This is a genomic window from Mycobacteroides franklinii, from assembly GCF_001853795.1.
GTDB lineage: Bacteria > Actinomycetota > Actinomycetes > Mycobacteriales > Mycobacteriaceae > Mycobacterium > Mycobacterium franklinii.
The window spans coordinates 1148205-1160859 of record NZ_MLIK01000019.1; the positions used below are offsets into that span (position 1 = coordinate 1148205).

At 63.4% G+C, this 12655-nt stretch carries 12 protein-coding genes; 6 read left to right on the plus strand and 6 right to left on the minus strand.

What is annotated here, in order from left to right; translation table 11 throughout:
• Positions 1-27: 27 nt before the first annotated feature.
• Positions 28-1368 carry a cytochrome P450 gene (locus BKG76_RS13240; protein ID WP_070938043.1) on the minus strand — a complete coding sequence of 447 codons (1341 nt, stop codon included), beginning with the start codon at positions 1366-1368 and terminating at the stop codon, positions 28-30.
• A 302-nt stretch (positions 1369-1670) separates the two neighbouring features.
• On the opposite strand from BKG76_RS13240, the gene BKG76_RS13245 reads away from it, so the two are divergent.
• The 3 genes from BKG76_RS13245 (at position 1671) to BKG76_RS13255 (ending at position 4352) form a co-directional block, all read left to right on the plus strand.
• Positions 1671-3506, plus strand: coding sequence for a fatty acyl-AMP ligase (locus BKG76_RS13245; protein WP_070938044.1), 1836 nt, complete (start codon positions 1671-1673; stop codon positions 3504-3506).
• A 125-nt stretch (positions 3507-3631) separates the two neighbouring features.
• A complete protein-coding gene (locus BKG76_RS13250; RefSeq protein WP_070938045.1) occupies positions 3632-3988 on the plus strand; it encodes a YciI family protein in 357 nt (118 codons plus the stop codon).
• Between the two features lies 1 nt (position 3989).
• Positions 3990-4352 carry a YciI family protein gene (locus tag BKG76_RS13255; RefSeq protein ID WP_070938046.1) on the plus strand — a complete coding sequence of 121 codons (363 nt, stop codon included), beginning with the start codon at positions 3990-3992 and terminating at the stop codon, positions 4350-4352.
• 2 nt (positions 4353-4354) lie between these two features.
• Here the strand turns inward: BKG76_RS13255 and BKG76_RS13260 are convergent, their stop codons facing one another.
• Positions 4355-5095, minus strand: coding sequence for a MerR family transcriptional regulator (locus BKG76_RS13260; protein WP_070938047.1), 741 nt, complete (start codon positions 5093-5095; stop codon positions 4355-4357).
• A gap of 80 nt (positions 5096-5175) precedes the next feature.
• Between BKG76_RS13260 and BKG76_RS13265 the strand changes: the two genes are divergently transcribed.
• Complete coding sequence (locus tag BKG76_RS13265) at positions 5176-6066, plus strand: metal-dependent hydrolase (protein WP_070938048.1); 891 nt, start codon at positions 5176-5178, stop codon at positions 6064-6066.
• Entirely contained in the window at positions 6063-7358 is a 1296-nt protein-coding gene (locus BKG76_RS13270) for a cytochrome P450 (RefSeq protein WP_070938049.1), read from the plus strand. Before BKG76_RS13265 ends, BKG76_RS13270 begins: the two co-directional genes overlap by 4 nt.
• Here BKG76_RS13270 and BKG76_RS13275 read toward each other — a convergent pair.
• Positions 7355-8242, minus strand: a complete 888-nt coding sequence (locus BKG76_RS13275) for a TerC family protein (protein ID WP_070939201.1) — start codon at positions 8240-8242, stop codon at positions 7355-7357. The genes BKG76_RS13270 and BKG76_RS13275 overlap by 4 nt on opposite strands.
• A gap of 185 nt (positions 8243-8427) precedes the next feature.
• Between BKG76_RS13275 and BKG76_RS13280 the strand changes: the two genes are divergently transcribed.
• Positions 8428-9045, plus strand: coding sequence for a TetR/AcrR family transcriptional regulator (locus BKG76_RS13280; protein WP_070938050.1), 618 nt, complete (start codon positions 8428-8430; stop codon positions 9043-9045).
• Between the two features lie 4 nt (positions 9046-9049).
• On the opposite strand, the gene BKG76_RS13285 is transcribed toward BKG76_RS13280, so the two are convergent.
• The 3 genes from BKG76_RS13285 to BKG76_RS13295 all read right to left on the minus strand — a co-directional run bounded on the left by BKG76_RS13285 (position 9050) and on the right by BKG76_RS13295 (position 12605).
• On the minus strand, positions 9050-10822 hold the full coding sequence (locus BKG76_RS13285) for a SulP family inorganic anion transporter (RefSeq protein WP_070938051.1): 1773 nt from the start codon (positions 10820-10822) through the stop codon (positions 9050-9052).
• Complete coding sequence (locus BKG76_RS13290; RefSeq protein WP_070938052.1) at positions 10823-11941, minus strand: sulfate ABC transporter substrate-binding protein; 1119 nt, start codon at positions 11939-11941, stop codon at positions 10823-10825.
• A 97-nt stretch (positions 11942-12038) separates the two neighbouring features.
• Positions 12039-12605 (minus strand): TIGR03086 family metal-binding protein, encoded by a 567-nt coding sequence (locus BKG76_RS13295; RefSeq protein ID WP_070938053.1) that lies wholly within the window; start codon positions 12603-12605, stop codon positions 12039-12041.
• Positions 12606-12655 lie beyond the last annotated feature (50 nt).

Sequence of the window (12655 nt, forward strand, 5' to 3'; positions counted from 1 at the left end):
CCAAACGGACACCGAGCACCATCGAGATTAGCTGCTGGCCCGCACCCGAGCGCGGCCGAGGTTCACCGGCAGACTTCCGAAGCCGTGCAGATTGACGTGCTCACCGGGGGTGGGATCGGCAGCCAGGGCGAGGTCGGGGAAGCGCTCGAAGAGCGACTGCAGCGCCACCACGCCTTCCATTCGGGCCAGGCTTGCTCCGAGGCAGACATGGACACCGCTGCCGAAGGCCACGTGTTCACGCGCGTTGGCGCGGCGTACATCGAAGGCATTGGGCTCGTCAAAAACTGACGGGTCGCGGTTGGCTCCGCCGAGAAGAAGTACCGCCATCGCGCCGGCCTGGAGGGTGTGCCCGGGGAATTCGACGGCCTCGGTGGCCACCCGCGCGGTGAGCTGCACCGGCGAGTCGTACCGCAGGATCTCCTCGACGGCGTTGGGCCAGCCCTCCGGGTTCTCCCGCAGATGGGAGAGCTGCTCGGGGTGGCGAAGCAAGGCCACGATGCCGTTCCCGATCAAGTTGACCGTCGTCTCAAATCCTGCGCCCAGGAGCAGCGCCATGGTGGCCTTGAGTTCTCGGTCGTTCAGGCCGCCGTCGCGCACGATGCTGGCCAGGATGCCGTCGATGGTGGGGTCCTGTGCGAGTTCCTTGCGCAGCCGGATCAGGTGGGCGTCGAAGTAGTAGTCGATCTCGGTCAGTGCTCGAGTAGCTTCTCGGTATGCGGCCCAAGGCATTCCGATATCGAGCAGAGTGGCGCCGTGATTGCCCCAGGCCAGCAAGAAGGGGGCGTCGGCACGCGGTACGCCGAGCATCTCGGCGATGATGGCCACGGGAAGTTGAGAGGCGTAATCCTCGAGCAGATCGGCGCGCTCGCCCTTCTCCAAGTTGTCGAGCAGTTCAACGGTGACCTCGCGGATTCGATCCTCCAACTTGCCCACGGCGCGCGGGGTGAAGGCCCTGGACACCAGCTTGCGGAACCGGGTGTGCTCTGGTGGATCCACGGCCAGCATCGCGGGCGGCTCCACCGGGTTGGGCAGGCCGGGTTCGGTTCGTGCGTAGATCCACCGCGAGAGGCCGGGCGGGAGCACAGGGGAGGGAAGGTTGTTCGGTGACGCCGTGATGAAGCGGCTGTCCCGCAGGATCTCGCGCGTCATGTCCAGCCCGGTGAACACCAGGCCGGTCGCACGGGTGGGAGCGATCGGTCCTTGTGCACGGATCTCTTCGATGTATTGGTAGTGCTTCTCGGCGCGGTCGGGACCGAGGAGCAAGGCCGCCAGGGGCATCTTGCGTACCTGAGTCAGTAGCGCTGCGCGGCTGATGCCATGCATGGTGGCCCACCGCGACCAGTACTTGAGCTGATCCCTGGTTCGCATAGTGCCTCCAACGCTGAATGCTATTTGGCACGAGTCTAATAGCGCCCCGGCCGGAAGGGAATGCCGAAAACGGCCGCAGCGGTCATACCCGTCACATCACCATGCCGGGGTGTCAAAACGCACAGTGAACAATGTGCTCTCGGGCCTTTTTAGACACGGCGTCTTAGTGGGACATCGAGTACCGTTTGCAACTGGTACGTCACGTACCATCTACGTTCGGTCGGGACCGTAGCAAAGCGTGATGGCTTGTTCATTGCTGCTCGTTCACCGGCTGTCGTAGTTACGGCTACGCGGAGGCTGCGATGAACTCAGTTGTGTCAGGGTTGCGCGTCGAGGAGTACCTCGATGAGACCGGTGCGATCTCGCTGCCGGACGGCTACACCGTCAACCATTATCTGGAATGCGCTGTCGACGGACCGCACGACACTTTTGCCTACCGCTACCTGGATTTCAGCAGCGACCCCAATGGTGTGCCCGCTGACCTGACCTGGCCGCAGCTCCGCGCGCGTTCTCGCGCGGTGGCGGCGAGGCTTCAACAGGTGACCAAACCCGGTGATCGGGTCGCGATCCTGGCCCCGCAGAGCTTGGACTACGTCATCGGTTTCTTCGCCGCCATCGAGGCCGGGAACATCGCGGTGCCCCTGTTCGCCCCGGAACTTCCCGGGCACGCCGAACGGCTCGACGCTGTCCTTACCGATGCTCACCCGACGGTCGTGCTGACCAACCAGGCGGCCGCGGAGTCCGTCGGCAGCTTCATCCGCAGGCTGCCGCGTGAACGTCGGCCCCGGATTTTGGCTGTCGATGGCGTGCCGGACTCGGTGGGTGCGACCTATGAACGGGTGACTCCGGATACCGATGACATCGCCTACCTGCAGTACACGTCGGGCTCGACTCGGGTGCCCGCCGGTGTGGAGATCACCCATCGTGCGGTGATGACCAACGTGCTGCAGATGGTGATCTCGGTTGGCCTGGATGTGGATGTGCGGGGCGCAAGTTGGCTGCCGCTGTATCACGACATGGGCCTGCTGATGCTGATGTTCCCGCTATGCGGTGGCCGCATGACGCTGATGTCGCCGATGTCTTTCGTGCGCAGACCCGGCCGCTGGATCAAAGAACTGGCCGCCGCGTCCCACGCGGGCCGCACCTTCGGTGCAGCCCCGAATTTCGCCTTCGAGCTTGCCGCCGAGCGGGGCTTACCGAAGGATGGCGAAACCCTGGATCTGAGCAATGTGGCCGGGCTCATCAATGGTTCCGAGCCGGTCAGCATCGCGTCGATTCGTAAGTTCAATGAAGCCTTCGTTCCATATGGGCTGCCGCAGAACGCGATCAAGCCGTCCTATGGGATGGCCGAGGCCACGCTCTTCGTCTCCTCCATCGCCCCCGATGCGGAACCCTCCGTCATCTACGTGGATCGTGAGCAGCTGGGCGCTGGGTACGCCACCCGGGTGGATGCCGCGCACGAGAACGCGATGCCGCAGGTGTCCTGTGGACAGATCGCGCGCAGCCAGTGGGCGGTCATCGTCGACCCCAGCACGGAGACGGAGCTGTTTGACGGCCAGATCGGCGAGATCTGGTTGCACGGCAACAACATTGGTCGCGGCTACTGGGGCCGGCCCGAGGAGACCGACCTCTCCTTCCATAACAAGCTGCAGGCACGCCTGAACGAGGGCAGTCACGCGACCGGCACCGAACCGGGCGCCATCTGGTTCCGCACGGGCGACCTCGGTGTGTATGTCGACGGCGAGCTGTACATCACCGGCCGGGTCAAAGATCTGGTGATCGTGGACGGCCGCAACCATTACCCCCACGACATCGAGGCCACCGTCGAAGATGCCTCGCCGGTGGTGCGGCGCGGGTTCGTGGCGGCCTTCTCTGTGCCGGCCAACGATCTGCCCGCGGGTGTGGATGCGGGCGATGGTGCCGGCGAGAGGTTGGTCATCGTCGCCGAACGGGCCGCAGGAGCCGGACGGGCGGAACCCGGCCCCATCGTCGATGCGATCCGGGCCGCCGTCTCCCGTCGGCACACCCTGCCGGTCGCCGACGTCCGGCTGGTTCAGGCCGGTGCCATCCCGCGCACCAGCAGCGGAAAAATCGCGCGCCGAGCCTGTCGTCAGCAGTACCTCACCGACCAATCGTGAGATCTTCTGCGATCTTGTGAAAATTTCTCGATGAGGTGTCGATTCCGGGGAGGTCTATTCGTGGTGAGGTTGAAGGGAAGCCGATAGGGCGCCCGATCGCCAGATACGGATAGGAAAGGACGACCATGAAGCAGTACCTGCTCTCGGTTCACAGCTACGCCAACAACGCCGTCAACGTGAGTGACGCGGACATGGAACGGCTGTACGCCCAGACCGGCGCGGTCAACGAGAAGATGAAGGAGGCCGGCGTCTGGGTCTTCGCCAATGGGCTGACCGAACCGTCGGATGCGACGGTGGTCCGCAGCGTGGGCGGCAAGGTCACCGCTACCGACGGCCCGTACCTGGAGACCAAGGAACATCTCGGCGGCTTTTGGATCATCAATGCCCCGGACCTCGACGCGGCCCTGAAGTGGGCTGCCGAAGGATCGGCGGCCTGCGAGGAGCCTGTCGAGGTGCGTCCCTTCCAGGACCAGGAGGCCTGACATGAGCCGCTACATGTTGTCGATCGTCTACGCGCCCGGTGCGGTCCAGCCCGACGAGTCGGCGCTGGAAACCATTGGCGCCGATGTACAGGCGCTCACCCGTCGCATGCAGGAAGCGGGGGTGTGGCTGTTCGCGGCCGGTCTGCAGCCTGCCGACACCGCCACGATGGTCGTCGCCGGCGCATCCGGCCACACCACCACCGACGGGCCGTACACCGAAACCAAGGAGCAGCTTGGTGGATTCAGCATCATCGATGTGCCGACGCTGGCCGAGGCCCAGCAGTGGGCGGCCGAGGTATCCCGTGCGGTGTGGTGCCCCATCGAGGTGCGTGGCCTGGACCGCGGCTGCGGCGAGGTCGACTGAGATCAGGCAGACGAGGCCGGGCGGTCACGCTCCAGCACCGCTTCGGCCTCGTTGGCCTGTTGCAGCAGGATCGGGTCGACGGCGTCATCGAGGGCCCGCGCCAAGAGTCGAGAGGCGAGCGTGACGGCCACTTGTTTTGCCTGCGCGGCATTTTCGGCGATCGTGTCCCAATCCCCGGAGGTATAGCCGGACTCGGTAAAGGGCTGCCACACGTCGGTCAGGTAGGTGCCGAGAAGTAGTTGGGCGATCTGATGCTGGAGCCGGTTCACCTCGTGCAGCGTCTCGGATATGCGGGCCAACGACATACCCGCGGTGACGAGTAGGTCGACCGCGTCGAGGGTCTCGGAGTCCCGAACCGACACGGTCTTTCTGTCGATATCGGATACCAATCCCGCCTCGGTGAGGATCGCATCGGCTCCCGCGCCGAGGCGGGTGAGCAGCTCGGCGCGCGGCATCACCACCGGCTCTCCGGTGGCGAAGGGGCTGAGGGCCTCGGTGACCATCTTGCGGACGCTGTCTTCGGAGCCGCTGCCGGAATCGATGACCCGGCGGATGACATCCAGCGGAAAGCCCTGGGATTTCAGGTTTTTGACGTGGTTGATGATCGCGACGTGCTCGTCGGAGTAGATGCCGACGCGGCCCCGCTTCTCGGGAGGGGGTACCAGTCCGAGCGTCTGCCACTCACGGATGTTGCGCGCCGTCATGGCCACCCGCTGTGCCAGCTGGTCGATAGTCAGGTCCATCAGGTCTAAAGATTACCCCATTGTCCGTTACGGAAGTTTCCGTTACGTTTATATCTGGAACGTCAATGGAGAGGATCCCCATGACCGTCGCTGCCCAGGCGAGTTACCCGAAGACCCGACGGATCGCATTCCGGTTCGATGAGCCAGATTCTGCACAAAGGTATTTCGCGAACAACGACATCGCGTTCAGTCATACGGTGGCGTTCCTGTCGGCAGTATTTCCGCCAGGGGAGGACATCTTCGTCCGCTCGGTGCGACGGTATCGCGACAAGATCACTGATCCCGATCTGAAGAAGCGGGTAGCCGGGTTTATCGGCCAGGAAATGACACATGGGCTGCATCACCGCGATCTCAACAAGCAACTCGCTGAAATGGGCTATCCGACGGCGTGGTTCGAGTACATCCTGAACAGCACCGAACGGATGGAGAAGTTTCTCGACGAGCAATACCCCGACCCGGACAGGTGCCGCAGGTTCCGGCACCTGCTGTTGGCGTTCACTGTCGGCGCCGAGCACTTCACCGCGGTGCTGGCCGAGAACGTGCTGAGTCGTCCGGAACTGCAGCACATGATGACCGATCCCGAAATCAAGAATCTGCTCAACTGGCACGCCATCGAGGAGTTGGAGCACAAGTCGGTTGCCTTCGATGTCTACCGCACCATTGGTGGGTCAGAAACGTTACGTATCAACATGATGCGGGTGCTGGCCAATATCGTGATACCGGTCGGCGTGCTCTCTTCCTGGGTTTCGATCCTGACCACCGATCCTGTCGGCCGAAAGCAGCCATGGCGTGTGCTGCGCGAAACCGTTGGTGTGGTCCGGGGTCCCCTGCTGCGCGGCTTCTATCGGGAGATGAAGCCATTCATGCGCAGGGGATTTCATCCCGATGACATCGACACCAACGCCCTCCTGGTCGAATGGCAAGAAAGGCTCTTCGGTACCAATGGGGAGCTTGTGGATCACCTGAAATGACGCTCAAACACGACATGCGACTGGTGCGCACCACCACAAGCCCGGTGGTGCGGTCCCTCGTGACGAATGCGTCGAATGAACTGCGTGCCAAGGTGCGCCGCCGCGTGTTCCCCGGCGTGCAGGAGACCACCTTCGATCCCATGGATCCGCACACCGCGGCCAATCCTCACGTCGGCTATCGGGCACTGCTGGCCGGCGGCCGCGTGCACTACAACCGCAAGCGCAACATCTTCATCCTGTGCCGTTACGAGGATGTGCGGGCGGCCGCCCGCAACGACGCGCTGCTGTCGAATCGAGATGGAGTGGTGCGGGCCCGGTTTGATGTGCCCGTCCTGTTGAATATGGACCGGCCACGACATACCGAACTGCGCCGCAAGGCGCTGCCCGGATTTACTCGCGGAGCCCTGGAGGGCTGGGCGCCCACCGTGGACCAGCTGGCCGCCGAGCTGGTGACCGACCTGCTCAACAATCCTGGTCGAGATGTCGTTGAACATCTTGCGGTTCCCTTGCCGATGCGGATGATCGCGCACATTCTGGGCATACCACCCGAAGACGAGGCGTTTTTCCGCCACTGGTCCAACGAGTCGGTCCGCGTCGCCGATGTGCAGTTCTCCCTCAGGGGTGTTGGTCAGGTTCCGGGGACTCTCAACGGAGTTCGGCATCTGCACGACTACTTCATGACCCAGCTCGGCAAGGGCAATCTGCTGGGGTCAGACGCCATGTTGGGCAAGCTGGTTGCCGATGCAGGCGAGGGTCAGATCAGCCACGACGAGCTGTTCTACTTCGCGCTACTGCTCCTGTTGGCGGGCAACGAGACCACCACGAATTTGTTGAGCACCATGTTTCTAACCATGTCGGAGAACCCGGACCAGTTCGAGCTCGTCAGGTCCGACCCGCAGCTTCTTGCCGGAGCGGTGGAGGAGCAGCTGCGCTACTCCTCGCCGATTCAGAACTTCTATCGAACTGCGGCACAGGACTATTGCGTAGGTGACGCGGTGATTCCGGCGGGGTCGCGCGTCGCCCTATTGTGGGGTGCGGCCAACCGCGACCCGCGCGAGTTCGAGGACCCTGATCGCTTTCTCGCCGCCCGGCCCATCAGTCAGCATGTGGCGTTCGGCTCGGGTGTGCACCTGTGTTTGGGCGCGGGGCTGGCCCGCATGGAGGGACAGGCCGTGTTGCGTGAGCTCGTCAGTCGGGTGGAACGCATCGAGATCACCGACGAGCCGCGATGGACCACCAACAGTTCGTTGCGTGGTTTGGCGGAGCTGCGCGTGCGTGCGGTGCCCCGCTAGCCCAGACCCGCGCGCTCATCGCCCCCGGCGCCGTCGACTGGCTTTCGGGACAGCCCGACAGAACCCGCGTTGGGGCTGGCGGATGTGGCCGCCGCGATCGCTACGGACTCGTTGACACCTGGATAACTGGGCCTCAGGGCAACGGGCTGACGGGTCATATTGTGTTGCTTGGCTTTTCGTGCTGCGGCCAGCAGGTTGAGCGCCTCGACGAGAATCGCGAACGCCATGGGGCCGTAGATCATGGCTTTGTCGATCTTGATGCCGAATCCGTCGGCGATGAGGAACACCCCGATGAGTAGCAGGAAGGACAGCGCGAGCATCTTGACCGTCGGATGCCGATTGACGAAGGCGAAGACGAACCGGGAGGCGAACAGCATGATCGCGAAGGAGAGCACCACGACGGTGACGATGATGATCATGTTGCTTGTCATGCCGACCGCCGTGATCACCGAGTCGAGTGAGAACACCAGGTCCAACAGCAGGATTTGCACCAATACGGACTTAAATGTGGTTCCTCCGGTGGATGATTCGCTCTCGTCTGTGGCACCTTCGAGCTTGAGGTGTATCTCGTGGACGGCCTTGTAGACCAGGAACAGCCCACCGGCGATCAGGATGAAGTCCTTGATCGAGAAGCCGTGGCCGAACAGTTCGAGAACGTCTTCTTTGAGGGTGATGATCCAGCCCGCCAGGAAGACCAGGCCGACGCGCATGACCATTGCCAGCGTGAGTCCTAGATTGCGCGCCCGCGCCTGCTCGCCGGCGGGCAACTTGCTGGCGAGGATCGAGATGAAGATGACATTGTCGATACCCAGCACCACCTCCAGCACAAACAGGGTGAGGAAGACGGCCACCAGGTCTGGGGTTAGTGCGAGGGTGAAGTCCACGCGGCGCATAGTACGGGGTGGGGGTATCCGGAGGATGACGTTTGCGCGCTACCCTAGATGCGGAGAGAAAAACACTCCATTTGGGCAGAGTCAGCCCGCTCCAGTGGGACGTATGTAATAGTCGAACTACCCAGTAGCTTACTCTGGAGTAAGTTCGCGTTCACGTCCGAAGCTCGGAGGCAGCAATGGCCGGTGGTACCAAGCGGCTGCCCCGTGCTGTTCGGGAGCAGCAGATGCTGGATGCCGCGGTGCAAGAGTTCGCGCTCAACGGTTTCCGGGATACTTCGATGGATGCCATCGCCGCGGCGGCCAAGATTTCCAAGCCGATGCTCTACCTGTATTACGGCTCCAAGGAAGATCTCTTCGTAGCCTGCTTGCGTCGTGAACTCGGCCGGTTCGTGGAAGCGGTGCGTGGCGATATCGATCTGACCCAATCGCCTCGAGATGTGTTGAGCACCACGGTTGTATCGTTTCTCGACTACGTCGATACCCACCGGGCTTCGTGGATCGTGATCTACGGACAGGCCACCAGCACGCAGCTTTTCGCCAAGCAGGTGCGTGAGGGCCGGGACAGGATCATCGAATTGGTGGCCAGGCTGATCAAGGCCGCTTCCCCGGAGATCGATCCCGACACCGATTACGACGCCATGGCCGTGGCGCTTGTCGGCGGCGGTGAGGCCGTCGCATCGCGAGTGGCCACCGGCGATATCAAGGTCGAAAGCGCCAAGGACACGCTGCTCAACCTGGGTTGGCGCGGTCTGCGCGGTCGTCCACGCGATGAACCCGTGGCCAAGCGCGCCTAAGCCGTCACACCAGGTAGTAGAGCTTCTCCTGGTGCGTCGTCGCGTCCGAGGGTCTCTCCTCCAACCGCGTTTGCGCGTACCTGACGGCCCGCAGCGTCGCTGAGAACTCCTTGTCCTCCTCGGGGAAGACCTGCTCGGCCGGCAGCCATTGGGTGAATCCGACATTCTTGAGCAGCGCAAGCGAATCCGGGCGAACCCCGGCCAGTAGGACGGTCACCCCGAGCCCTTGTTGGTCCCTGATGAAGTGTTCGAGACGCTCGATGCAGACGACGTCGGGGTGGCGCACCCGTTTCAGTCTCAGGATGACCACCTTGAGATTTTCGTCGCGGATCCGGGCGTGTAGCGCCTCCAGATAGCGATCGAGTTCTGGTGCCGCACCGAAGAACAGCTCACCCTCCAGGTCGTAGATGACGGGTGACCCCGCACCGGCGGTGCCGTCCTGTGGGGTCCGCTCGCGGATGACACCCTCGTCTGTCACCACGAGTTCGGCCGCCTTGAGCTTTGCCGCGCGGGGCACGAACAACAGGATCGAGAGCACCACGCCGACCAGTACCGCGGTGTCCAGGTTCACGGCCACACCAACCAGAGCCGTGATGATGACCAGGCCGGCGTCGTATCGTGACGCCTTCACCGCGTAGGCGAGCCGCCGGAAGTCCACCAACCGCACGGCGGTGACCAGCAGCAGGCCCGCGAGGGCGGCCTGTGGGATATAGCGGAGCAGGGGAGCGAAGAGCAGCAGTGCGATGGTTACTGTTGCCGCACTGATGATTCCGGAAAACCTTGTGGCAGCACCCGATTGGTAGTTGATCGCGGAACGTGACAGCGAGCCCGAGCCGGGCAAGCTCTGGAAGAAGCCGCCGGTCAAGTTGGCCAGACCTTCGGCGAGGATCTGCCGGTTGTAGTCGATCTGCTGCCCGGTGTGGTGCGCGATGGCCTTGGCGATGGACAACGCCTCGATCAGGCCGATGAACGCGATGGCCAGCGCGCCATGCGACAGCTCGCCGAGGGTGCTCACCTGTACCTCGGGGATATGGAATTCCGGGAGACTGGCCGGAATCTTGCCGGAGATCTTCACATCGGTGTGCCCAGTCCCGTCGGGGACCGTCCAGCCGTAGGCGTAGGCGATGACGGCGGTGACGATCAGGACCAGCAGCATGTCGATCTGCGGCAGTCCGAAGCGCTGGACCAGCCGGCGCAGCAGCACGGCCAACACCACCGCCGAGACGCTCAAGACCAGCGCCCGGTAGTTCACCGCATCGCCGTGGAACAGGGTGAGCCAGGCGCGCTGCAGCACCTGCATGTGCCCATCTCCCTTGTCTCGCACGCCGATTGCGTTGGCCAACTGGCCGATGGCGAGCAACAGGGCGGCACTTGCCATGAATCCGATGACGACGGACTCGGAGATGTACCGGGTGAGATCGCCGAGCTTGAAGACGGCGATGAGAATCTGGATCGTGCCCACCAGGACTCCCAAGAGGAACAGCGCCTCGAACAGTCCGGTGCGGTTCTCCGGATCCAAGAAGGCCAGCGAGCTGAACACCAGTAGCGAGATTGCGCTGGTCGGTCCGTTGATGAGGTGCGACGAGGAGCCGAATATCGAAGCGATGGTGGTGACCACGATCGCGGAGTAGACGCCGTACTTGGGGTCGACCCCGGCGATCAGTGCGTAGGCCATGGCCTGCGGGAGTGAAATCGCCGCCACGGTGAGACCGGCGACGATGTCACGCCGGGCCTTGAGCGCGTCGTAGTTCTCGAATAGTCCCAGTGTCGAAGGCATCTAACGCCCCTGTCTGTCGGAGGCGAAGGTCGTGGTGCCGCGATCGGTGTTGCGCGGGATCGTCTCGTAGATTCCGTTGTCGGAGAAGAATTTCTGACGTGCGTCATCCCAGCTGGACGCGATCGCGGTGATGGGGAACAGGGTGATCGCGGGCAGCGTATTACTGTGGCGGGCAAGGATTTCGGGCTTGAACGGACGATAGCCGCGCTGAGCGGCGACCTCCTGTGCCTCGTCGGTGAAGAGATACTCCAGATAGGCCTTGGCTATTGCGGCCCGTTTGGCATCGCCCAGATTGGCATCTACCCAGGCGACTGCGGGTTCGGCGCGGATACTCACCGGCGGATAGACGATCTCGAGTTCGTTCTTGTTGGCGTCGACCTCGTTGATCGCCTCGTTCTCCCACGTCAGGTGCACATCGCCCAGCCGCTGCACCGAGAACGTGTTGGTGGCTCCGCGCGCGCCGCTGTCGAGGGCCGCGACGTTCCGGAACAGCGCGGCGAGATAGGCACGCGCGTCCGTCTCCGTCCCGCCTCGTGTCACGACCGATCCCCAGGCCGCCAGCACGGAGAGCTGTCCATTGCCGGAGGTGCGGGGATTCGGCGTGATGACGGAGACGTTTTCCTTGACGAGATCCGGCCAGTCATGGATACCGCGCGGATTGCCGTTGCGGACGACGAAGACGATGGTCGAGGTGTACGGGACGGAGTTATTGGGCAGCCGCTGCCGCCAGTTCGGCGCGATCAGCCCGCGCAGGCTCAGCGTGTCCACGTCGCTGACGGACGCCAGCGACACCACATCCGCGCGCTGACTGCCGTCCAGCACGCTGCGGGCCTGCCGGGCCGAGCCACCGTTGGTGCGCTTGATCTCGATCGTGTTGCCGGTCTTGTCCTTGTACCGCTTGGTGAAGGTGCCGTCGAGAACGTTGTAGAGCTCGCGCGTCGGATCGTACGAGACGTTGAGCAGCTGATCGGTGCGGTGGTCGGGCAGATTCTTGACCACCACCAGGGTCGCCGCCACAAGGACGGCGACCACGCCGAGGATATTCAACAGGGGGAGCCGCCGCAGCAGCGACCGCCAGTCGACGGGTGGCGCTTCTGGATGATCCTCGTCTGCCGGCACGACGTACTCCTTGAATTTGCTGCAGGAAGTGACGAGCGATCGTAACGATCGGTTCGCCGAAGTACAGCCGTCGTGATCAGCGTGAGTATTACTCGGGTTAGCTTGCCGGTAACCATTCGGGGTTGCGGCCGGTGAAGGCGATGAGCTTCACCAGGTTCGAGGAGTCGTCGGATACCGGTACCTCTTCGGCGAAGAAGTCCCCATCGCGGCGCTCCGGCTGGATGATCATGCGCGCCGATTCCAGAACGCTGTCGGTGAGCTCGTCCATCGGATCGAACTCCTGACCGGTGGCGGCGGCGTAATCCCAGGCGTGGACCAGGAACTCCGAGCTCAGGATGCGAACGGCGACTTCGGCGGGGTACTCGCCGATCGGCAGGGTCACCGTCCCCTCGATGCCGCGCCGCTGCCAGGCGTCGACTGCTGCCTGCGACTGGGGCAGAAGTCGGTCGGCCGCGGAACCCTCGGTGGTGACGGCGATGTCGACACCGGCTCCGCTGCCGAGCAGCGTGATGGAGTTCTGCAGATGCTCGGTGAGCTGGGCGACGGTGAACTTGGCGTTGGGTGTCTGCTTGTCGTTGTCTGCTTCGGTGAGTCGGCTGACGACCTCGTGTAGGGCCGCGCGGGCGTTGGCGACGGTCTCGAGGGGGCCGAGTGCTGTGGTCATGATGGGCTCCTATGTCCAGAGGGGATCTCTACCTCTACGACGAAGAGACC